Here is a 21,491-nt window from a genome sequence, read left to right as displayed (position 1 = left end):
CGAACAGGGTGTATTTTTATCATAGCGGCTCACACACATGCGTGACTTTACCCATCTTTACACCCAATAACGTCACTTTACATCCAAGTACGTAGGCTAACAGGGTAAACATTCCATTCAGGAGAAAGATGATGAAACGTATCACGATAGGTTTAGCGCTCGCAGCCATTACCCTTCCGACTTTAGCGGCTCAACATGTCGGCGCTGGCATGGATCGCAGTCTGTGGCGCGATCTGGATTTAACTGATGAGCAAAAAGCGCAAATTCAAGCGCTTCGTGATGACTATCGTGCCCAGCGTCAACAGGCACGAGGCGATTTCCATGCCAACATGCATGCTTTACTCACCCAACAGACGTTCGATGAAGCGGCAGTGCGCGATCTCTTGGCGTCTCAACCACAGCCAAATCTTGAGCGTCGCGTTAAGCACGCCCGCCATCAGCATGCGATGTTACAAGTGCTGACCGCTGAGCAACAAAGCGCCTTTTTTGATGCGATGATGGAAAAGCGGGCGCAACGCGGTCACGGTCACCGAGGTAAAGGGGAGCATCGCCAACCGGGTCAAAAAGGTGACTGTTGGCGCTAAACCTGCGCCGTGTCATACGTTTGCCGTCAATGGCATATATACTTGAGGGCAGTGTTGATTAACCGACTGCCCTCTGTATGACAAAAAAGTATGCCTTTTGGGTCGAAGCCGCGGCGTGGGCAGCCACCTGTGTGGCGACCCTCCTCCTATTAGCCAAACTCATCGCGTGGTGGCTCACCGGCTCGGTCAGTGTGCTGGCCTCGTTTGTTGACTCATTGCTCGATTTGCTCGCCTCGCTCACCAACTTACTCGTGGTGCGCTACGCGGTTCAGCCCGCGGACAGTGAACACAGCTTTGGTCATGGTAAAGCGGAATCATTGGCCGCCTTGGCGCAATCCACCTTCATTATTGGCTCCGCCTCCTTCTTGCTGCTCAGTGGACTCGAACGTTTGTTCAAGCCCGTACCGATTGCCGCCCCTGAACTTGGCATTATGGTCAGCGTCGGTGCTACCGTGATCACCTTCGGCTTGGTGCTGTTTCAAAAATGGGTGATCCGCAAAACCGCCAGTCCCGCCATCGCCGCCGATGCCCTTCACTATCAATCTGATTTGTTAATGAATGTCGCGATCATTATTGCCCTTGGACTGAGTTGGTACGGCTGGACACAGGCCGATGCCTGGTTTGCGATTGCCATCAGCCTGTTTATTTTATCGCAAGCACTTAAAATGGCTTACGAGGCCATCCAATCACTGCTCGATAGGCAGTTACCGCTTGAAGAACAAGAAAAAATAGCGGTGCTCTCGAGCTCAGTGGTAGGGGTGCATGGCATTCATCAACTGCGCACTCGTCAGGCGGGCATGACAAAGTTTATCCAATTACACATAGAGCTTGATGACGAGCTACCCTTAGTGGATGCACATACTATTGCCGATGAAGTGGAAGATAGATTGCTCGTCGCCTTTCCCGGGGCAGATGTGATCATCCATCAAGACCCCAAATCCGTGGTGCCAAAGGAGGCAAAAGCGTGAAGGGCGGCATGAACAAAAGCTCATCGGGCTGACATGTATCAACTTTTTTTCTATAGCAATTGTAATACTATTACAGAAGTAGGAAAATTACAGTTTAAGCGATCGTCATTGCGGGTTCACTGGGGCAAGCAGGTTGCCATTACCGCAATCGGCACGAATTAAGTGACGAACAGTTAGAGGGTAACCATGGTTAGAAAAATTGGTGTTTTGACCAGTGGCGGTGATGCGCCAGGTATGAACGCAGCGATTCGCGGTGTGGTTCGCAGCGCGCTCAGCGAAGGCTTAGAAGTATATGGTATTTATGATGGTTTTCTCGGCCTGCATCAAAACCGCATTGAGCGCCTCAATCGCACAAGCGTTTCTGACGTGATTAACCGCGGCGGCACCTTCCTAGGTTCAGCGCGTTTTCCTGAATTTGCCGACGAGAAAGTGCGTGAGCAAGCGATTCAGAACCTGAAAATGCACGGCATCGACGCCTTGGTCGTCATTGGTGGTGACGGCTCATTCATGGGGGCAAAGAAACTGACCGAAATGGGTTACCCCTGTATTGGCCTGCCGGGCACCATTGATAATGATGTTGCGGGGACGGACTACACCATCGGCTATATGACGGCGATGAACACGGTGATTGACGCCATTGACCGCCTGCGCGACACCTCGTCTTCTCACCAGCGTATCTCTATTGTTGAAGTCATGGGCCGTCATTGCGGCGATCTGACCCTGATGGCGTCGATTGCTGGTGGCTGTGAATACATCATCACCCCAGAGATTGGGTTGGATAAAGACAAGCTTCTCGCCAAAGTGAAAGAAGGCATCTACAAAGGTAAGAAGCACGCGATCATCGCGATTACGGAGCTGATGACCGACGCCAATGAACTCGCGAAGTTCATCGAGAGCGAAACCGGCCGCGAAACACGCGCGACCATTCTTGGCCATATTCAACGTGGCGGCCAACCCGGTGCCTTTGACCGCATTCTTGCCTCGCGCATGGGCGCTTACGCCGTTGACCTTCTGCAACAAGGTGAAGGTGGCCGTTGTGTCGGTATTCAGAATGACAAAATGGTGCATCATGACATCGTTGATGCGATTGAAAACATGAAGCGCCCATTCCGCGACGACTTGTACGAAGTTGCCGAAAAGCTGTTCTAACTCGCGGCGAAGCTTTCATCTATTGCTAAAAACGGAGCCCACGGCTCCGTTTTTTATTCTGAGATAGCTTGGGTGCAAGCCGCGCTTGTGCAAGCCGCACTTATGCAAGCCGCATTAGATCCCATCTCCCGAGATAAATGTCTTGTGCGAGCCATTAAATTCTTGATCCATATCCAGCGATGGCATGTGCGAGCTGGGGCGACCCACAATCTTGGCCGGCACGCCTGCCACCGTGGTGTGAGGTGGAACGGGGTTAAGCACCACAGAGCAGGAGCCAATTTTCGCGCCTTCACCGATATCAATATTACCCAGTATTTTTGCCCCTGCACCAATCATCACCCCAGTGCGGATCTTCGGATGGCGATCGCCGCCCTCTTTGCCTGTCCCGCCCAAGGTCACATCTTGCAGAATAGACACATTGTCCTCGATAACGGCCGTTTCACCGATCACGATACCCGTTGCATGGTCAAACATAATGCCACGACCTATACAGGCAGCGGGATGAACATCCACTTGACTGGTCACCGAGATTTGGTTTTGCAGATAGGTCGCGAGTTCTTTTCGTCCTTGACGCCATAGCCAGTTCGCGACCCGAAAACCTTGTAATGCATGAAAGCCCTTTAGGTACAAAAGTGGCGTTGAATACAGCTCAACGGCAGGATCACGTTCAACGGTGGCACAAATATCGCACGCGGCTGATTCCGCCACGCAAGCATCATTGGCATACACTTCTTCTATCACCTCTCGCACCGCCATTGAGGGCATCGAGGGCGTGGAAAGCTTATTGGCGAGAATATAGCTAAGCGCACTGGCTAAATTGTCGTGCTTAATAATGGTGGCATGGTAAAAACTCGCCAACATCGGCTCACGCTCTGAATGCTCACGCGCTTCTTTTTTCACTGCTTGCCAGACACGATCTTGTTGGCATTGTTTTTTGGCCTGATTCACTGCCTTCATCCTTATCCCAAATGATCTACCACTCAGGCGACAACACCGCCTCACGCCAGTGTATAAAAAAAACGCGCGGTTCTCACCCCGCGCGTTACTCTCTTCGATTTTTGCTGTTATTCGGACTTCTTGTCTCGTGCCAGCAAATCGCGCGCGGCATGATGGGCCAATTTACCTTGATAGAGCACTTGATAAATCTGCTCCACAATAGGCATCTCGACGCCCGCGCGCTGGGCCAGTGCCCATACTTCTTTGGTGTTGCGATACCCCTCGACCACTTGGCCAATGTTGTCTTGGGCACCTTGCACATCCTCACCTTGGCCTAATGCCAGGCCAAAGCGACGGTTACGCGACTGGTTATCGGTGCACGTCAGCACCAAATCTCCCAAACCCGCCATCCCCATAAAGGTATCACGGGACGCACCCAGCGCTTCACCTAGCCGGGTCATTTCCGCCAAGCCCCGCGTGATCAAGGCCGTCCGTGCGTTGGCGCCAAAGCCAATGCCATCGGAAATCCCTGCGCCAATGGCAATCACATTTTTCACCGCGCCGCCAAGTTGCATGCCGATAAAATCATGATTGCCATACACACGGAAGCTATGTTGGCAATGAATGATTTCTTGTAAATCACTCACGAACTCTGCGTCAGGCGAGGCCACCGAAATCGCGGTAGGCATGCCCGCGGCAAGTTCTTTAGCAAACGTAGGCCCCGATAACACCGCGAGCGGTATATCGTCGCTTAATTGTTCACGTGCCACGTCTTGCAATAGACGACCAGTTTCCGGCTCTAAGCCTTTAGTCGCCCAACACACACGAGAGTCGGCCCGTAAGTGAGGGCGCACTTGGCTCAGCACATCACCAAATACATGGCTGGGGACGACCACAAGCAAATCGCGACTGGCATTAACCGCAACAGATAGATCTGCACAGAGCACTAATGAGTCTGGAAACGCCACATCGGGAAGAAACGCTTGGTTAGCGCGATCAATTTCCAGCTGTGCGATATGACTCGGATCGTGCCCCCATAACACCACGTTGGCACCATTTCTGGCCAACGAGATTGCCAGCGCCGTCCCGTAAGAGCCGGCGCCCAGTACCGTAATGGCCGCATCTTGAGTGGGAGCAAGATCTGTCATCATCACACCTTACGCTTGCGCGTCTTCTTCGCTAGCTGTTTCGCCCGCCTGCTGCTGCAGGTAGTTCATGAACAAGGCATCAAAGTTAACCGGTGCCAGGTTCAGTTGCGGGAAGGTCCCTTTAACGACCAAGCTCGAAATCGTTTCACGCGCATAAGGGAAGAGAATGTTAGGACAGAAAGCGCCCAGGCAATGTGCCAATTGAGGCGATTCCATGCCTGACACAGAGAAAATACCACCTTGCTGCACTTCACAAAGGAAGGCATTACTTTCTTGGTTTTTCACCGTCACGGTCAAACGCAAGATCACTTCATAGATGCCTTCACCCAACTCGCGGCTTTGCGTGTCCAAATCAAGGTTAACGTCTGGCGCCCAATCTTGTTGGAACACTTCTGGCGAGTTTGGCGCTTCAAAAGACACGTCCTTGAGAAAAACGCGTTGAATGGCAAAATTTTGCTCGGCTTGTTGGTTGTTTTCGGCTTCAGCCATGATGGTTCGTCCTTATTTAAAAAATTGCAAATGCGCCTGGCACATTAAAAAATGCGAGCCACCGCGTCATGCGGTCGCTCGAGAATTGAGTGAAGGATCACTTTTTCTTTTTGCTCTTGCCCTTACCGCTTTTGGCACGGACCAGCGGCATTTTGGCATCGTTCCAAGAGGTCAAACCGTCTTTAAGAATATAAACGGACTCGAAGCCTGCTTTTGCCAGTTGATTGGCACTGTCTGCCGCCGTTTGACCGGTTTTGCATACCACAATGATGGGGTCATTTTTGTGTTTTTCAAGCTCACCAAACGACTGTGATTTGATTTCACTCGGCAACACATTAATCGCCCCCGTGATGTGGCCGGCGCGAAAATCATCATGGCCACGAATGTCGACGAACACCCCATTTTCTCGGTTGTTAAGGATCGCCGCGTCATTAGGGCCTACCACTTTATAGGCAGCCGTTTTTTGTTTAATCAGCGACATCAGTAAAGCGGCCGCCAAGCCTACCCAGACAAGGGTGAGAATCATGTTATTGGAGACAAAATCAATATATTCCTGCATAACCTTTGCTCTATACTGCTTGCTTGTCTCGCCGAGGGCGAGAGTCCATCAAGGGGTGAAAATGGTGTCGAGTATAACCTGCTCGCCATGGTTTTACAGCCTGCCGAGACGAAATCGCGCGTTTGCTCACTCATACGCACGTCCCCGCGTTTTCACCTTCCGCTCAATAACTTGAAAAGAAAGAAGGTTTCATCAATCGCAGAAATCGAGCCAAGCCATTCGCGCACAGCGGCGATCTTCGCCATAATGAGGGGAGTCAAGGGTCGAAGGCAAGTTAACCAAGGCTTGCTGGTTAACTTGTCAGCTGGGATAATTGATCTTAGCCTACATATCAGCCCGTAAAATGTTGTAAAATTACGCACACACTGAGCCCTGAAGCTAGCCATGCATCTGGCTCCATGCCTCAGTGGTTGCTCCATGACATCCAATGTCATTGGCATCCAATGTCAGTCTTTTGCTTGAATTAAGAGGACGTAACATGTCTGCGAAAAAACCACTTGCACTGGTGATTCTCGATGGCTGGGGTTATCGCGACCCACAAAGCGATAACGCGATTACCAACGCCAACACCCCTGTGATCGACAGCCTCATGGCCGAGAACAGCACACTGATTTCAGCGTCCGGTTTCGATGTGGGTCTGCCTGATGGGCAAATGGGTAACTCAGAAGTTGGCCATGTCAACATCGGCGCAGGTCGCGTGGTTTACCAAGACTTGACCCGCATTGGCAAATCCATTGCGGACGGTGAGTTTAACCAAACCCCAGCACTGACGGCCGCCGTTGATAAAGCCGTTGATAAGGGCAAAGCCGTGCATATTATGGGTCTGATGTCGCCTGGCGGTGTACACAGCCATGAAGATCATATTGCCGCCATGGTTGAACTGGCCGCAGAGCGCGGTGCCGATCAGATTTATCTACACTGCTTCCTGGATGGCCGTGATACGCCGCCACGCAGTGCAAAAGCATCGCTAGAGCGCTTCGATGCCCTGTTTGAAAAGCTGGGTAAAGGCCGTACCGCATCACTGGTTGGTCGCTACTACGCCATGGACCGTGACAACAACTGGGACCGTGTCGAGCGCGCTTATGATTTGCTCACCCAAGCGCAAGGCGAATTCACTGCGACCAGCGCTGTAGAAGGCTTGGAAGCGGCTTACGCACGTGAAGAAAATGATGAATTTGTCGCCCCAACAGAAATTTACCGTGACGGTGACAACAAAGCGACCATTAACGATGGCGATGCGGTTGTTTTCATGAATTTCCGTGCCGACCGTGCTCGTCAAATGACGCGCGCCTTTATGCCGGATTTCGATGGCTTTGCGCGTAAAAAATACGCGGAACTGTCTGACTTTGTGATGCTGACAGAATATGCAGCCGACATCGATACCACGGTGGCCTTCCCACCTGAAAGCCTCTCCAACACGCTTGGCGAGTGGCTATCAAAAAATGGTAAAACTCAGCTGCGTATCTCTGAAACCGAGAAGTACGCACACGTGACTTTCTTCTTCAACGGCGGTATCGAGACCGTGTTTGAAGGCGAAGAGCGTGCCTTGGTCGCCTCACCGAAAGTAGCTACCTATGATCTGCAACCAGAAATGAGTTCAGAAGAGCTGACCGACAAGCTCGTTGATGCGATTAAGTCTGGTAAGTTCGATATGATCATCTGTAACTATCCAAACGGCGACATGGTTGGCCACACTGGGGTGTATGACGCTGCAGTACAGGCCTGCGAAGCCGTCGATCACTGCATCGGCCGTGTCTTGGAAGCCATCAAAGAAGTCGATGGTCAGATGCTGATCACGGCCGACCATGGTAACGCTGAGATGATGGTCAACGAAGAGACCGGCGGTGCGTATACGGCACACACCAACCTGCCTGTCCCGCTGATGTATGTGGGGAGTCAGCCGGTAAGCTTGAAAGAAGGCGGTAAGCTCTCTGACCTGGCACCGACTATGCTGGCATTAACCGGTATGGAGATTCCTGAAGAGATGACTGGCAAGCCACTGTTCGATCTGAAATAATCCCCCTATGCGGGAGAAACGAACACGCTTAAGCCAAACCCTCCGCGCCAGTGCATTATGCACTGGCGTTTTTCTCTGCCTGTTGATTGGCTCAGCCAATGCCAACTCTGAGCTAGAGGGAGTGAGCGATGAAATTGCCCGCCAGCAATCGCAATTGGCGGCGCACAATAAAAAGCTCAATGCGTTACAAAGCGATCTAAAAGCACAGTCGAAACGCATTGATACCCTGTCTAAGAAAACGCGCCAAGCCCAGCAAACGCTGCAGCAGACTGATGCTCAAATCACGCGCCTAAGCAAAAAGCAAGCGCGACTCAAACAAGAGATGATTGCCCAGCAGGCACAGTTAGCCGAATTGATCGACGCCCAATATCGCCAAGGCGAGCATGATCAGCTAAAACGCCTACTTAGCCAAGAGTCACCCACCAAGCTCGACCGACTCACGAAGTATGCTGAAGTGCTAGCAAGTACCATGCAGGAGGCGATCGAATCATTAGCTGCGACCCGCACCGATTATCAACTCACGGCCCACCAGCTCAAACAACAACGTGATAAGCAGGCTAGCTTGGTGGCAGAGCTAACCGAGAAAAAACAAGCACTGGAGCGGGAGCAAGCCTCGCAAAGCCAGACCGCGAAAAAAATCCGGGCCAAGATTGCCAGCGACAATGCTTATTTAGCTGAGCTCAAGACAAACAAGCAACGGCTGCAAGAGCAAATTGCCGCGGCCGCGCGCCGTGCACAAGTAAAAATGGCGGGCATTGGAAAAGCCAAAGGCAAACTTCACTGGCCCACCCAAGGGAAGCTGCTCCACCGTTTTGGTGAGCGTCAGTCAGGTGAAGTCTCGTGGAATGGTATCGTAATTGGGGCCAAACGCGGTACCGAGGTCAAAGCGGCGCATGCGGGAAAAGTCGTGCTTTCTAGCTGGCTACGCGGCTATGGGTTATTGATTGCCGTTGACCATGGCAAAGGGGACATGACCTTGTATGGCTACAACCAAGCTTTGCTAAAAGACGTAGGCGATACGGTCACTGCCGGGGAAGCTATCGCCTTGGTCGGCGACAGTGGTGGACAATCCACCCCTTCTCTGTATTTCGAAATTCGCCGTAAAGGCAACACCACCAACCCCGTGCCGTGGCTGGATTAAACACGCCCACCTCATCGGCGGGCGCGTTTGTCATCTAACAGAGCCCATCGCCACGGTTCAACATGGACGCGGCAATCGTGGCATTTAGTTCTGCCAATCGAGGATCACCTTGCCTGATTGGCCTGAGCACATCACATCAAAGCCTTGTTGAAAGTCATCCACGCTGTAGTGATGGGTGATGATCGGGGTTAAATCCAACCCTGATTGGATTAACGACGCCATCTTGTACCAGGTTTCGAACATCTCACGGCCATAGATACCTTTGATCACCAAGCCTTTAAAAATCACTTGGTTCCAATCAATCCCCATATCACTGGGTGGGATCCCAAGCAGCGCTATGTTGCCACCGTGATTCATGGCCGTCAGCATGCTATTAAACGCCGCCGGCACACCAGACATTTCGAGGCCAACATCAAAGCCTTCACTCATCCCCAGCTCTTCCATCACTGATTCCAGCGAGGTATTGGCGACATTGACCGCACGGGTCACCCCCATTTTGCGGGCAAGCTCGAGGCGATACTCGTTCACATCGGTGATCACCACATGACGTGCCCCGACATGGCGCGCCACCGCAGCGGCCATGATCCCAATCGGACCTGCACCGGTGATCAGCACATCCTCGCCCACCAAATCAAACGAGAGCGCGGTGTGGACGGCGTTGCCAAACGGGTCAAAAATCGAGGCTAAGTCATCCGAAATCTCATCGGGGATTTTGAACGCATTATACGCAGGGATCACCAAATACTCGGCAAACGCCCCTTCGCGATTAACCCCCACCCCGACGGTATTACGACATAGGTGGGTACGACCGCCACGGCAGTTCCGGCAGTGCCCACAGGTGATATGGCCCTCACCAGAGACACGGTCCCCCAGTGAAAAGCCACGCACTTCTTGACCAATGCCGACGACTTCACCGACATATTCATGGCCGACCACCATAGGAACAGGGATGGTATTTTGTGACCACTCGTCCCACTTATAAATATGCACATCGGTGCCACAGATGGCCGTTTTACGAATTTTGATCAGCAGATCATTGTGCCCCAGCTCAGGAAGCTCGGCCTCCGTCATCCAAATGCCGGGCTCCGCCTTGAGTTTGGCCAAGGCTTTCATGGTTGTTTGTGTCATGACATTACCCAATCAATTTCATCTCTTTGCCCACTTTGATGAAGGCATCAATGGCACGGTCCAGTTGCTCACGCGTATGCGCGGCTGACATCTGGGTACGAATACGTGCTTGCCCTTTGGGCACCACTGGGTAGGAGAAGCCCACCACATAGACACCCTCTTCCATCATCCGCTCGGCAAACTCACTGGCCACTTTGGCATCACCGAGCATCACAGGAATAATGGCATGATCAGCGCCCGCTAAGGTAAAGCCAGCTTCCGTCATGCGTGCACGGAAGTGTTGGCTGTTATCCCAAAGCTGCTCACGCAAGTGATCACTTTCGGCCAGCATATCCAGTACGCGAATAGAGGCAGATACAATCGCCGGTGCCAGCGAGTTGGAGAAAAGGTAAGGGCGCGAACGTTGACGCAACCAATCAATCACCTCTTTTTTGCCTGAGGTATAGCCTCCTGACGCGCCGCCCATGGCTTTGCCCAAGGTACCAGTGATGATGTCGACACGATCCATCACTTGATGATATTCGTGGGTGCCTCGACCGTTCTGGCCCATAAAGCCGACCGCGTGAGAGTCATCCACCATCACCAACGCACCATATTGCTCCGCCAGATCGCACACAGCCGGCAAATTCGCTACCACGCCGTCCATCGAGAAGACACCATCTGTCACAATCAAGATATTCGCCACACCGGCCGCTTTCGCCGCTTTTAGCTGGGCTTCCAACTCGTCCATATCGTTGTTGGCATAACGGAAACGCTTGGCTTTACATAAGCGCACGCCATCGATAATCGACGCATGGTTTAGCGCATCAGAAATAATGGCATCGTCTGGGCCGAGAATGGTTTCGAATAATCCCGCATTGGCGTCAAAGCATGAGGAATACAGGATGGTATCTTCCATCCCGAGAAAGTCAGATAACTTGGCTTCCAGGGTTTTGTGCGCATCTTGCGTCCCACAAATAAACCGTACCGACGCCATACCAAAGCCGTGCTCATCCATGCCTGCTTTGGCAGCGTCCACCAACTCAGGATGGTTAGCGAGCCCCAAATAGTTATTGGCGCAAAAGTTCAATACCTGCTGTTCATGATTGACGGCCACACTGGCCGCTTGTGGTGAGGTGATAAGGCGTTCACTTTTGTACAAGCCATCAGCTTTAACTTGCTCAAGCTGATGACGGATTTGCTGGTAGAAGGCAGCCGTCATCGCAATCTCCGTGCTGTGATGATTACTTAGGGAAGGCCGCCGCACACATTGTGTACGACGAATGAATGCTTGCTATCATGGCACGTTCGCGCGTTTTGTGCCAATAAGGGGCGCGAGACAGTGATTCATATCGTGTAATCACTGACAAGCTGGGCGAATATCGCGCAATGCGACCATCGCCTAGAGAGATAGCTCAGTTCAATGTGTCCAGCGAGCGTGAGTCTTGGCGAACTAACTGCTGCTCGTAGTGGTCTATTAACGCAGTGATGGCCATTTGTCCCTGTGCCGATGTCAGAGGATGTAACAATGCCAGCATCTGCAAAATACCTTTGTAGATCACCCCTGCATGAATTTGCGTTTGGGGAGCTTGTGCACTTTGATAAAAAATCCAGCTCGACGCCACTTGCTTAAGCGTTTCTCCGACCGCAGACAAAGCGCTGTCATTGAGACTCAGCCAACCGGCTTGACGGTAATGATGCAAAATGGTCATCAAGTTGGTTTGTAGCTGTTGCTGCGCCCCAAGATATTTTTGTTGCAGTGCTTCATCACGACGCAAAATGTCCGGCAAATTGGCGTAAAAAAACCGATAGCGCCACATCAAGCTAAAGGTCGCGTCCAAGTAATGCTGCAGCAAGGCTTGGGTATCATCACGAGGCTGACTAGGATCAAAGGCAAGGGCAAGATCTTGCGCGTATTGGTCGAATATACTGTGTATAATCGCTTCTTTATTACGGAAGTGATAGTAAAGGTTGCCCGGGCTAATCCCGAGTTCTGCTGCGATATGGTTGGTGGTGATATTCGGTTCACCATGTTGATTGAATAAAGCCAGTGCAGCATGGATAATTCGGTCTCGGGTTTTCATGTATGGTTCAGTCCTCTGCCCGGTTGATGCTTGACCATACTATCACAGTCAACAGTGATGGCGACGGGGTCTGTCGTCAGATAGAGATGAATTAGGTAACGATATGATTTTTGTGACTGGTGGTGCTGGCATGATTGGCAGCAACTTAGTAAAAGCACTGAACGAGCAAGGCTACCGTGACATCGTGGTGGTCGATAACCTCAAAGACGGCACCAAATTCGTTAACCTGGTTGACCTCGACATCGCGGACTATATGGATAAGGAAGATTTTCTTACCCAAATCATGGCCGGAGAGAACTTCGGGCCGATCGAAGCCATTTTCCACCAAGGCGCTTGCTCAGCGACCACAGAGTGGGACGGCAAATACATGATGCTCAACAACTACGAGTACTCGAAAGAACTGTTGCATTATTGTATTGACCGCGATATCCCCTTTCTCTACGCCTCGTCAGCAGCCACCTATGGCGGCCGCGACAGTAACTTCATTGAAGCGCCAGAGTATGAAGGCGCGCTGAATGTCTATGGGTATTCCAAGCAGCAGTTCGACAACTATGTCCGTCGTGTGCAAGAAGATGCCAAGGCCCATGGCGAGACTCTGCCACCGATTACTGGCTTCCGTTATTTTAATGTGTATGGTCCGCGCGAACAGCACAAAGGCAGCATGGCGTCAGTGGCTTATCACCTCAATCAACAAATTCTAAAAGGCGAGAACCCCAAACTTTTTGAGGGCAGTGATACCTTCAAGCGTGACTTTGTCTATGTCGGTGATGTCTGCGCAATGAATATTTGGTTCTGGCAGCAACAGATCAGCGGGATCTACAACTGTGGTACCGGCCGCGCCGAGCCTTTTAGTGCGGTTGCCAATGCGGTGATTGATTTCCACGGTCAAGGAGAGATTGAAGAGATCCCCTTCCCCGAACACCTAAAAGGTCGCTACCAAGCGTACACACAAGCCGATCTGACCAAGGTACGTGAAGCGGGATACACCGCCTCCTTTAAGACCGTGGCTGAAGGTGTCGCCGCTTACCTAGCCGAAATCAATCGCTAATAAAAGCAATTCGTCCCCCTTGATAGTGGGACGCGAGAAAGAGCAATGACAAAACAGCGACACGATTACGACGCGCACGCGTATAACCCAGAGTTCTCGCGTGCTTACTTAGCGCCTAAATTCTGGGGCACGTGGCTGATGCTACTCATCGCAATGCCTTTCAGCCTTCTGGTGCCGGCGCGCGGTAAGCATCGCTTCGCACAATGGGTGGCGCGCAAACTGGTTAAAAAGAAAAAAGGCACGATCCTTAATGCCTGGCTTAATTTGGAAGCCTGCTTTCCCGAGAAATCCGCGCAAGCACGCGAAGCCATATTAGTCGACACCTTGACCACCGCAGGGGCTTTTTTGCTGAGCTTTCCGCTGATCACCTTGCGCAGTCGCCAGTGGTTTCAACACCACTGTGATGTGACAGGCATGGAACATATCACTCGGCACACTGATAACGACGAAGCGGTGATCCTCTTTGTGCCCCATACTTGGGCCATCGATGCAGCCGCGATTTTATTTGCCTCGCAAGGGCTCCCCGTGGCGGCATTCTCAAAACGACAAAAAAACCCGCTACTAGACTGGCTGATGCATCGCCAACGCGTACAATATGGCGGTAACTGTTATGAGCGCGAAGCAGGGATTAAGCCCTTTATCCGTGCAGTTAAGCGCGGATTTTTGGGATATTACTTGCCCGACGAAGATATGCGAGATGAGAGCAGCGAGTTCGTGCCGTTTTTTGCCACCACCAAAGCGACCTTGCCGAGTCTAGGCAAATTAAGCAAAGTCACCCGCTCGCATATTGTCCCTGTGCTGTCAGGCTTTGATGCCCAGACGGGTCGGTTCGTCATCGAGGTTCACCCTGCGTTTAACGACTTCCCAACGGGAGACAGTCGCACCGACGCACGCATGATGAACCAACAAATAGAAACCATGCTCGACGGTCAGCTGGATCAATACATGTGGATCTTGCAGCTACTTCGTACCCGCGAGGACGGCCGTAATATCTACCAAGAAGCAAAGAGGAAACGGGCATCATGACCAGCGTATTAATCATTGGCCCATCATGGGTCGGCGATATGGTGATGTCGCAGTCTTTGTATAAAACCCTCAAGCAACAGCACCCGGATGCCAAGATTGATGTGATGGCGCCCGCTTGGTGCGCGCCGATTCTCGCGCGCATGCCCGAGGTTAATCGCAGCATTGAAATGCCACTCGGCCATGGCGAATTGGCACTTGGTAAGCGCTACCAACTGGGGAAACGCTTAGCAAAGCACGGTTATGATCGCGCCTACGTGTTGCCTAATTCCGCTAAATCCGCACTGATCCCGTGGTTTGCGGGGATCCCGACGCGTACGGGTTGGAAAGGTGAAATGCGTTATGGCTTGCTCAACGACCTGCGTCCCAACAAGAAAGCGTTTCAATACATGGTTGAGCGTTATGTTGCCCTCGCTCACCCGCGCACCGAGATGCAAAGCTCTGCCTCGCTGGGTGGGCTCGACAACCTCCCTAAGCCGGCGCTAGACATCGACCCAGACGCCCAAGCGGCAGTCATCGCCAAACTAGGATTAAACCAAGACAAACCTGTGATTGGTTTATGCCCGGGTGCCGAGTTCGGGCCTGCCAAAAAGTGGCCAGAACAGCACTATGCTGAGGTCGCACGCCAAGCGCATCAACAAGGCTACCAAATTTGGCTTTTTGGCTCGGCGAAAGATGTTGAAACCTGTGAAAAAATTGCCGCTCTCGCAGAGCATGCGCCTAATATTCATGTATTGGCAGGCAAAACCAACTTAATCGAAGCCGTCGACCTTTTAGGCGCGTGTCAAACCGTGGTCAGCAATGACTCGGGGTTGATGCACATCGCCGCGGCAGTCAACTGCCAAGTGATAGCCATCTACGGCTCAACATCCCCCGATTATACCCCGCCGCTGACCAGTAAGGTCGATATTGTGCACACGGATATCGAGTGCCGTCCTTGCTTCCAGCGCGAATGTCCCCTAGGGCACTTAAAATGTTTAAACGATCTCGCCCCGAGCCGAGTTGTAAAAAGGATTCTACCGTGAGCACCAATAGTACGACACCATACGTATCTCGATACTTTAGTCATCAGTTGTATTACCAAATCACCCGTTTTTTCCTATTCGGTTATGCCTTGTGTGCAATCGCGTTTCCTGACGTGGGTGAAGTCTTCCGCGCAGGCTTTTTGTTATTAAGCCTACCCTTGCTTTATACCCATTGGCCTCAACTGAAAAAAGACCCCATTATGTGGGCCTTGTTCGGTGTCATTATTGTCCAATGCCTGAGTTGGGCAAATAGCTTGATACAGATCCCTGATATTGCCAATGCCTACCCACATGTCGACCGGCTAGCAAAACTGTTTTTGCTCGTCCCCATCGGCCTCGCCTTGCAAGGGCGAAAAGACGCCGTGATCGGGCTCGCCGCCTGCTTTGTTCTGGGCGTGTTCGTTGCTTGCTATACACAAAGCGACTTCTCAAACCAAATTCATAAACTACTCCACACGCACCGCGTAGACTTTGGCTTAAAGAATGCTCAATATACCTCCATGCTGGGCGGTGTGATCGCGATTATTTCGGCGTTTAGCTTTTATCTCGTCGACAAAAGTCGCTGGACGCTTCGCGCGTTTTTCGCACTTTCAGCCATCCTAGGCCTCGTATTGACACTGGTCAGTCAGTCGCGACAAGTGTGGCTTGCCCTCGCGATCGTCATCGCATTAACGCCGATCCTGCTGTTCTTTGTGGGCGTCATTGAGGGAAAGAAGAAGTTGCTCCTAGGCTACGCGTTTGTCGTCGTCACTCTGTTTGCAGTCAGTCAATCTGACTATATTCAAAAGCGAGCGCTAAAAGAGAGTGCTGTCATCTCTAGTGTTATCCAGGGCGACCTAGACAATATTCCGATGACCAGTGTTGGCGTCAGACTGAACTCTTGGTTAGCGGCTTGGGATGTATTTCAAAATACCGCCTTTGTGGGTCTGGGTGAAAATGGGATTGGGTATGTTATCTCTTCTTCCGAAAAGCTCTCAGAGCTGAAAAAAACAGTGCCTATGTATAGCAACCTATCGCATTTACATAGCAACCACGTAGAAACACTGGTCGCCTATGGATTGGCAGGTTTTGCACTGATTTTATTTACCTATTTCCAGCTTGCTAAGCGTTGCTTTGTCGCTCGCGATACGTCGGAGAGCGGTAAGATAGTCGCATTCTTCTCTATCGCCTTTTTTATCTACTGGCTAACGGTCAATGCCTTTGAAACCTTTAACAGCCGAAGCCTTGGCGTATTTGCCTTTGTAATTGTGTCAGGCTGTTTTTACTCACTGGCAAACATAAAAAACAATACACAGGATGGGCGCTGATATGCGTGTCGCGATTGTCGTCAATTGTCTGAAACTCGGTGGTATGGAGAGAGTCGCGGTTAATTTATCCGATGCATTCGCCGCCAATGGTGACGGTGCCACGTTAATCTACCTCAAAAATCGACCTCAAGATATAAAGCCGACGTCGAATGTTGACGTCCGCCTTTTTGATCTTAAACAATCAGTATTGAAAACGGGCATAGGTGCATTTTACTATCTGATTTGCAAAGTATTTAATGCGTTCATCAGCAAGACCTTCCCGCTGCTATTTGCTTATCCCAGTGCTTTTTTCTTCAAGCGAAAACTCCGGCGGCTCGAAGCAGAAAAAGGACCGTTTGATTTGGTCATTTTTCGTGGCCAAGGCACCTTTGAACAGCTCTGGCCGCTGCATGATGACCGCTTTGTTTATGTCTGTGAAAACATTATCAAGCCACAGCAATATGGCGTTTTATCCGGTGTGGTTTACCGAGCACTGTTCGATAAGAAACATATCGTCTGCGTCTCAGATGGTGCCTACAACACGTTCCAATCCCTGACTCAAACACATGCCATCACGCCGTCTCAAGCTAGAGTGATTAGCAACCCTAATAACGAGGTGTATATCCGTGAGCAGGCGGACAAGGTAGAGCCCGATATGCACCCTCGACCTTTTATTCTTGGCCTTGGGCGACTCACCCAAGTAAAGAACTTTACATTACTGGTCGAAGCATACGCGCACCTTGTTAAGACATATGATATCCATCACGATCTGGTTATCGTGGGTGAAGGTAAAGATAGAGACAATATCGAGGCGTCAGTAAAAGCACTCAATATTGAGCATCGCGTGTTTTTCAAAGGTGCACGTAAAAACCCATTCCCATGGTTTAAACACGCCAATCTTTTTGTATTGAGCTCAAGATTTGAAGGGCTCGGCATGGTATTGCTTGAAGCACTGGCCTGTGGCACGCGCATCGTCTGTACGGACTCCCCCGGCGGTGTTCGTCAAATAATGGATGGCGAACTCGAAAAATATCTCAGCGCCCAAGAGCCTGAGCCGCTCGCCGATAAAATGCACAAGTCGCTCACTTCGTCATGGTCGGACGCAGAGCAAACCTACGTTAATGAAAAGTTGGCCCAGTTCAGCTGTGAAAAAATTGTGTCTGAGTATAAAAAGGCCTCTCATGCATAACCCAAAAGTGAGTATCATTATTCCTGTCTATAATGTTGAAGCTTTTATTGCTCAGTGTTTAGAGTCAGTGATTAATCAGACATATGACAATCTTGAGATTATTTGTATCAATGATGGCTCTACTGATAGCAGCCTTCATGTATGTAAATCCTTTGCGAAGAAAGATAGAAGGCTACATATTGTAGACAGAGAGAACCAAGGGGTCTCAGCGGCACGTAATACTGGGCTTGCTCTTGCAACTGGCGAATTCATCTTTTTCATCGATGCTGACGACTGGCTAGCTCAAGACGCAATATCCATTTTGGTCTCTAATTCAGCAAAGGCTGACGTTGTTGCTGGAAGTGCGACTGTCTATCACGAGAGCACCAATCACTACACGCCTTATAAGAAAAAAAGGCATAAAGAGGTAGATTTAAAGAGGAATTTTTTTCAACTCGAGCTTGTCGTCTGGAACAAACTCTATCGACATGATTTTATTAAAGGGCTCACCTTTAAAGAAGGTATCATTCACGAGGATGAAGAGTTCTACTGGCAAGTATTCTCTCTTGAACCCAGGATACAGATAGTAGATAACAGCATTATTTATTATAGAGTAAGAAGTCACTCTATTACCAACCAACTTTCGTATGACGCAGAGCATCAGCTTAACTATATAACAATTGTCGACTCTATATATAATATTTACTCTGGCAAGCGGTGCCTCTATTACCCGTTTCAAAAGTCTTGCTTTAAGTATATACAACACCTGAAAAGGAAAGGAGCGCCTTCAGACTTGTATAAAAGACATATTAAGGCCATGTATGGTGTAGAAGACTCTTATATGTTCAAACTCAAACTCAAAGTCCTAAAACTGTTGCATTGGTTCGCGTCACGCGTGGCTCGTTCCCAGTATTAATTATTAGAGGTCATCATGATCACAGGCGTCGTCATTACGCTCAACGAAGAAAAAAACATCAAAGCTTGTATCGAGTCGCTCCAGCAGGTGTGTTCTGACATTGTGGTGGTTGACTCGCAAAGCTCAGATCGCACTACTGCCATTGCTGAGCAGCTTGATGCGACTGTTATCACGCAGCCTTACCTCGGTGATGGCCTGCAAAAAAACGTTGGCTTGGCGCACACTGACAATCAATGGATCCTCAGTATTGATGCTGACGAACGTCTTACCGAAGAGGCAGTGGAGCAAATCCAAGCGCTAGATTTGGCCAATACTGAGCATGACGCCTTTGCCTTTCGCCGTCGTAATCATATTGGTAGCCGCTGGGTGAAACAGTGCGGCTGGTATCCAGATTACTGCATTCGCTTGTATAACAAGTCAAAAACCCGTTTTGCCGAGGTTAAGCAACACGCGGCAGTACAGGCTACAAATCCTAAACAGCTTGATTGCGATCTTATCCACTACTCCTTTGAGAACATCGGACAGCTCTTTGCTAAACCTGGGCGTAACTTTAGCGGCCGTGCCGCGAAAATCATGTATCAAAAGGGCAAGCGCGCCAACGCATTCTCACCGTTTATACACGGACTCAATGCCTTTATTCGCAAATATCTGTTTCAGCGGGGCTTTTTAGGCGGTGTTGACGGTATGACAGTCGCACTGAGCTCAGCCGTTAATAGCTACCTTAAATATGCCAAGCTCTTGGAGTTTCAACGCGATCCGACAGTATTAGAAAACGAAGACTTCAATAAGGTGTGGTGACAATATGCACATTTGTCACGTCAATCTCGCATCAGGTTTTAGCGGTGGTGAACGTCAAACCCTCACCTTGATCCAGCAACAAGCCCAAATGGGCTATCAGCTCACCGCAGTGGTGAACCCCAAAAGCCCGCTGGTCAACGAACTTCGTGCGATACCTCAATGCCAGATCGTGCTTTGTCCGCACTATACTCGGCGACACGGGCGCTCAATCACCGCAACATGCGATCTGGTCCATGTCCACGAAGGCCGTGCCATTTATTGGGCGTTGCTTCAACACCTATTGCATCGTGTTCCCTACATAGTGACACGCCGTATTGATAACCCTTTAAAGAAAAAGTGGTTAAATCAGTTTGCGTACCGCAAAGCCAGTGCGCTGGTCGGCTTGAGCTCGGAGATTCTCCGTCAGCTTGAAAAACATCATCCAGCCGCTCAACGGGTTAAGATCCCAAGCTCACCAGTTAGCTACCCGGTTTCACCCTCTCGGGTTGAGGAGATTAAATCACGATTCCCGAGGCAGTTTTTGGTGATTCATGCGGCGAACATGTATGCCCACAAAGGTTTTGACGTCACTATCGAAGCGGCTCGCAAACTTGCAAAACAAGACACCAACATCCAGTTTTGTTTGCTGGGTGATGGCAAAGAGCGCGCGTCACTCGAGGCGCAAGCTCAGGGGCTCACGAATGTGCATTTTATGGGTAAACAAACCAATATGGGAGATTGGTTTTCGGCGGCAAATCTGCTCGTTCACCCGTCCTATACCGAGGGGTTGGGCTCAGTCATCTTAGAAGCGATGGCAGCAGGGCTACCGGTGATAGGCGCTCGAGCCGGCGGGATACCTGATATCATTGAACATGGGGTCACCGGACATCTCATTGAGCCAGGCAACGCCAATCAGTTAGCACAACATATCGCGGACATTGCTCAACAAGACGCGCTGCGAGCTCGCCTTATTAAAGGCAGCCACCAGCAAGCGGCTGCGTGTGATATCTCCCAAACCGCCATCACCTATCAAGATCTCTACCAACAAGTGATCACGCGCTAGCATCAGCCAATAATGCCTGTTTGACCTCAGGATAATGGTCAAGCAGCATGTTGAGTTGCTTATCATTGCCACCTTGGCGAATGTTCGCCTGCGCTAGACCAATCGCACGGTACCGTTTTAAAGCAAGCGATGGATCGCTATACGGCACTTTCATGCACAGACTGCCTTGGCGGATTGCCATGATTTTTAACCACAAGTCATCGGCGTTCGGCGCAAGCTGCATGAATAATGACTGATCGAGCACATCAGGATGAAGCGATTGCGGCGGATATAATATCCCCTCGCAGCCAGTGAGCATCAGATGATGACTGGGTGCAGAGAAGCTAGCGCAGTATTGCCAGCGTTTGTAGGGTCGCACTTCGCCACCACGGGTGGTGATTTTGTGTCCTCTATGCCCATAAATATGCCCCGGATGATGGCGGCAAGTGCGAATTAACCCTTCAATCATGCTGTGCGGATACATAACGTCGTCATCGACGGTTAAAATATAGGCCTCTGGTGCTAGTTTCAGTGTGGGAATGATCTTTTTATACGACTTGATATTGTCGCAATACCTCACCTCCAGCCCACGTTCACATTGTCTTTTTAGAGAATGAGGCAGGTTAACGTCACTGTATTCCTTCTCATCCAGCCAAAGAATGATGCGGTTTGGTGGGCACGTCTGCTGCGCCAAGGATTCGATAACCAAGTACACTTCGTGCACCTTCTCGGCGAACGAGGTTAAACTCACCACCAAGGGTGCATCAAAATAGGCTTTAGATGTCACCAGTGAGGCTGAATGAGAAAGCATCTGTTGGTGAAGTTGCTCTTGACGAAGACGCGTGGCAAAAATGCTTTCAATATCCCGTTGGTTCCGATGCCGCTGCTTCCGCTCTCTAATACTTTTCTTTATTTTTTTAAGCATTCCCATGTTATCGCTGTTGTTCTCCGCTAAATGGCGCCAACTTTAGCACAGTTTCATCATCGCTTAGCGCTCACAACATCCAAGGCGTGAGCTATTACC

At 50.6% G+C, this 21,491-nt stretch carries 21 protein-coding genes; 13 read left to right on the top strand and 8 right to left on the bottom strand.

Features of this window, described 5'->3' with window-relative positions:
- Positions 1 to 128: 128 nt before the first annotated feature.
- The 3 genes from BZG23_RS09810 (at position 129) to pfkA (ending at position 2,701) form a co-directional block, all read left to right on the top strand.
- Entirely contained in the window at positions 129 to 584 is a 456-nt protein-coding gene (locus tag BZG23_RS09810) for a Spy/CpxP family protein refolding chaperone (RefSeq protein WP_077606817.1), read from the top strand.
- Between the two features lie 77 nt (positions 585 to 661).
- On the top strand, positions 662 to 1,552 hold the full coding sequence (fieF, locus tag BZG23_RS09805; RefSeq protein WP_046074719.1) for a CDF family cation-efflux transporter FieF: 891 nt from the start codon (positions 662 to 664) through the stop codon (positions 1,550 to 1,552).
- Positions 1,553 to 1,738: 186 nt separating this feature from the next.
- On the top strand, positions 1,739 to 2,701 hold the full coding sequence (gene pfkA / locus BZG23_RS09800) for a 6-phosphofructokinase (protein WP_046074718.1): 963 nt from the start codon (positions 1,739 to 1,741) through the stop codon (positions 2,699 to 2,701).
- 114 nt (positions 2,702 to 2,815) lie between these two features.
- Here pfkA and cysE read toward each other — a convergent pair whose 3' ends face one another.
- The 4 genes from cysE to BZG23_RS09780 all read right to left on the bottom strand — a co-directional run bounded on the left by cysE (position 2,816) and on the right by BZG23_RS09780 (position 5,833).
- The gene (gene cysE / locus BZG23_RS09795) at positions 2,816 to 3,649 is read right to left on the bottom strand and encodes a serine O-acetyltransferase (RefSeq protein ID WP_231637427.1); all 834 of its coding nucleotides are present in this window, start codon (positions 3,647 to 3,649) and stop codon (positions 2,816 to 2,818) included.
- 116 nt (positions 3,650 to 3,765) lie between these two features.
- Positions 3,766 to 4,785 (bottom strand): NAD(P)H-dependent glycerol-3-phosphate dehydrogenase, encoded by a 1,020-nt coding sequence (gene gpsA, locus BZG23_RS09790; RefSeq protein ID WP_077606816.1) that lies wholly within the window; start codon positions 4,783 to 4,785, stop codon positions 3,766 to 3,768.
- Positions 4,786 to 4,794: 9 nt separating this feature from the next.
- A complete protein-coding gene (gene secB, locus BZG23_RS09785; protein WP_077459041.1) occupies positions 4,795 to 5,274 on the bottom strand; it encodes a protein-export chaperone SecB in 480 nt (159 codons plus the stop codon).
- 97 nt (positions 5,275 to 5,371) lie between these two features.
- A complete protein-coding gene (locus tag BZG23_RS09780) occupies positions 5,372 to 5,833 on the bottom strand; it encodes a rhodanese-like domain-containing protein (protein WP_046074714.1) in 462 nt (153 codons plus the stop codon).
- Between the two features lie 478 nt (positions 5,834 to 6,311).
- On the opposite strand from BZG23_RS09780, the gene gpmM reads away from it, so the two are divergent.
- Both gpmM and BZG23_RS09765 read left to right on the top strand, forming a co-directional pair.
- Positions 6,312 to 7,850 carry a 2,3-bisphosphoglycerate-independent phosphoglycerate mutase gene (gene gpmM, locus BZG23_RS09770; protein ID WP_046074712.1) on the top strand — a complete coding sequence of 513 codons (1,539 nt, stop codon included), beginning with the start codon at positions 6,312 to 6,314 and terminating at the stop codon, positions 7,848 to 7,850.
- Positions 7,851 to 7,857: 7 nt separating this feature from the next.
- Positions 7,858 to 8,991, top strand: a complete 1,134-nt coding sequence (locus tag BZG23_RS09765; protein WP_046074711.1) for a peptidoglycan DD-metalloendopeptidase family protein — start codon at positions 7,858 to 7,860, stop codon at positions 8,989 to 8,991.
- An 84-nt stretch (positions 8,992 to 9,075) separates the two neighbouring features.
- Here BZG23_RS09765 and tdh read toward each other — a convergent pair whose 3' ends face one another.
- The 3 genes from tdh to BZG23_RS09750 all read right to left on the bottom strand — a co-directional run bounded on the left by tdh (position 9,076) and on the right by BZG23_RS09750 (position 12,182).
- Positions 9,076 to 10,104: an L-threonine 3-dehydrogenase gene (gene tdh, locus BZG23_RS09760; protein ID WP_100297960.1), complete on the bottom strand. Its 1,029-nt coding sequence runs from the start codon at positions 10,102 to 10,104 to the stop codon at positions 9,076 to 9,078.
- Positions 10,105 to 10,123: 19 nt separating this feature from the next.
- Positions 10,124 to 11,320, bottom strand: coding sequence for a glycine C-acetyltransferase (locus BZG23_RS09755; protein ID WP_046074709.1), 1,197 nt, complete (start codon positions 11,318 to 11,320; stop codon positions 10,124 to 10,126).
- Positions 11,321 to 11,513: 193 nt separating this feature from the next.
- The gene (locus tag BZG23_RS09750) at positions 11,514 to 12,182 is read right to left on the bottom strand and encodes a TetR/AcrR family transcriptional regulator (RefSeq protein ID WP_046074708.1); all 669 of its coding nucleotides are present in this window, start codon (positions 12,180 to 12,182) and stop codon (positions 11,514 to 11,516) included.
- A gap of 103 nt (positions 12,183 to 12,285) precedes the next feature.
- On the opposite strand from BZG23_RS09750, the gene rfaD reads away from it, so the two are divergent.
- The 8 genes from rfaD to BZG23_RS09710 are packed head-to-tail and all read left to right on the top strand — an operon-like array spanning position 12,286 to position 20,488.
- On the top strand, positions 12,286 to 13,230 hold the full coding sequence (gene rfaD, locus BZG23_RS09745) for an ADP-glyceromanno-heptose 6-epimerase (RefSeq protein ID WP_077606814.1): 945 nt from the start codon (positions 12,286 to 12,288) through the stop codon (positions 13,228 to 13,230).
- A 45-nt stretch (positions 13,231 to 13,275) separates the two neighbouring features.
- Positions 13,276 to 14,256, top strand: coding sequence for a lauroyl-Kdo(2)-lipid IV(A) myristoyltransferase (lpxM, locus tag BZG23_RS09740; protein WP_077606813.1), 981 nt, complete (start codon positions 13,276 to 13,278; stop codon positions 14,254 to 14,256).
- Positions 14,253 to 15,278 carry a lipopolysaccharide heptosyltransferase II gene (waaF, locus tag BZG23_RS09735; RefSeq protein WP_077606812.1) on the top strand — a complete coding sequence of 342 codons (1,026 nt, stop codon included), beginning with the start codon at positions 14,253 to 14,255 and terminating at the stop codon, positions 15,276 to 15,278. The genes lpxM and waaF overlap by 4 nt, the downstream gene beginning before the upstream one ends.
- Positions 15,275 to 16,585 carry an O-antigen ligase family protein gene (locus BZG23_RS09730; RefSeq protein ID WP_158011374.1) on the top strand — a complete coding sequence of 437 codons (1,311 nt, stop codon included), beginning with the start codon at positions 15,275 to 15,277 and terminating at the stop codon, positions 16,583 to 16,585. Before waaF ends, BZG23_RS09730 begins: the two co-directional genes overlap by 4 nt.
- A gap of 1 nt (position 16,586) precedes the next feature.
- Positions 16,587 to 17,753 carry a glycosyltransferase gene (locus tag BZG23_RS09725; protein ID WP_077606810.1) on the top strand — a complete coding sequence of 389 codons (1,167 nt, stop codon included), beginning with the start codon at positions 16,587 to 16,589 and terminating at the stop codon, positions 17,751 to 17,753.
- On the top strand, positions 17,746 to 18,648 hold the full coding sequence (locus tag BZG23_RS09720) for a glycosyltransferase family 2 protein (protein WP_158011373.1): 903 nt from the start codon (positions 17,746 to 17,748) through the stop codon (positions 18,646 to 18,648). Before BZG23_RS09725 ends, BZG23_RS09720 begins: the two co-directional genes overlap by 8 nt.
- Positions 18,649 to 18,663: 15 nt before the next feature.
- Positions 18,664 to 19,446 carry a glycosyltransferase family 2 protein gene (locus BZG23_RS09715; RefSeq protein WP_077606808.1) on the top strand — a complete coding sequence of 261 codons (783 nt, stop codon included), beginning with the start codon at positions 18,664 to 18,666 and terminating at the stop codon, positions 19,444 to 19,446.
- A gap of 4 nt (positions 19,447 to 19,450) precedes the next feature.
- A complete protein-coding gene (locus BZG23_RS09710) occupies positions 19,451 to 20,488 on the top strand; it encodes a glycosyltransferase family 4 protein (RefSeq protein ID WP_077606807.1) in 1,038 nt (345 codons plus the stop codon).
- Here BZG23_RS09710 and BZG23_RS09705 read toward each other — a convergent pair.
- Positions 20,478 to 21,392 carry a hypothetical protein gene (locus BZG23_RS09705; protein ID WP_077606806.1) on the bottom strand — a complete coding sequence of 305 codons (915 nt, stop codon included), beginning with the start codon at positions 21,390 to 21,392 and terminating at the stop codon, positions 20,478 to 20,480. The genes BZG23_RS09710 and BZG23_RS09705 overlap by 11 nt on opposite strands.
- Positions 21,393 to 21,491 lie beyond the last annotated feature (99 nt).

The sequence above is a fragment of the Salinivibrio sp. ML290 genome, from assembly GCF_001995695.1.
Classification (GTDB): domain Bacteria; phylum Pseudomonadota; class Gammaproteobacteria; order Enterobacterales; family Vibrionaceae; genus Salinivibrio; species Salinivibrio siamensis.
The sequence above is the reverse complement of the archived record's forward strand: the minus strand, read 5'-3'. Positions and strand labels throughout refer to the sequence as shown.